The organism is Nocardioides guangzhouensis (genome assembly GCF_004519545.1).
GTDB lineage: Bacteria > Actinomycetota > Actinomycetes > Propionibacteriales > Nocardioidaceae > Nocardioides > Nocardioides guangzhouensis.
Genome location: NZ_SDKM01000123.1, coordinates 1 through 846, shown reverse-complemented (window position 1 = coordinate 846; position 846 = coordinate 1). Strand labels below are relative to the sequence as shown.

General features: G+C 69.4%; 1 protein-coding gene. It reads left to right on the top strand.

The features are described from left to right. The first annotated feature begins 125 nt into the window (after window positions 1-125). Complete coding sequence (locus EKO23_RS24740) at window positions 126-800, top strand: 4a-hydroxytetrahydrobiopterin dehydratase (protein WP_134721251.1); 675 nt, start codon at window positions 126-128, stop codon at window positions 798-800. Window positions 801-846 lie beyond the last annotated feature (46 nt).

Genomic DNA, 846 nt, shown 5'->3' with positions numbered 1-846 from the left:
GCGAGCGCCAGCGAGCGTCTCGAAACCAAGGGGCCGTCGGGTCGGGGGTTCCGGACGTCGTTCGTCCTGAACCGCACCTACCGTGGTCAGAGCTCGACCCCCTGACGACGGAAGGAGCACGAACGATGACCGACAAGCAGGAGAGGCTCACCTCGACGCAGGTGCGGGACGCGAACCTCGCGGACTGGCGGCAGATCCTCGGTCGGCTCAAGGCCCGGTTCCGCACCGGAGACTTCGCCACCGGGCTGGCGCTGGTCGACAAGATCGGTGAGGTGGCCGAGGACTCTGACCACCACCCCGGCATCCTCTTCACCTACTCCGACGTGATCGTCACCCTGGTCAGCCACGACGTCCGGGGCATCACCAGCCGGGACCTCGACCTGGCACGCCGGATCAGCTCGCTTGCGGCCGAGCTCGAGATCGAGTCCGACGTCTCGGGCATCACGCAGCTGGAGCTCGGCCTCGACACGTCACTCGGGGAAGGCCTCGCTCCGTTCTACGCAGCGCTGCTCGGCGGCGCGGTGGACTCGGGCGAGCCCGACGATCCGAGCGGCCAGGTGCCGACGGTGTGGTGGCAGGAACCGGACGGGACCGACGAGACGTACGCCCTCCCGGAGCAGTCGTTCGAGCAGCGCTGGCACTTCGACGTGTGGGTGCCTCATGACGAGGGGGAACGTCGTCTGCAGGCAGTCCTGGACGCAGGGGGCCGGCTGGTCAGCGACCGCGCGGCACCGGCGTACTGGGTCGTCGAGGACGCCGACGGCAACCGCTCCTGCATCTGCACGCCCGCCGGACGCTGAGCACACCGACCTGAGCCTCCGCTGGTTGAGGAGCGAGCGCCAGCGA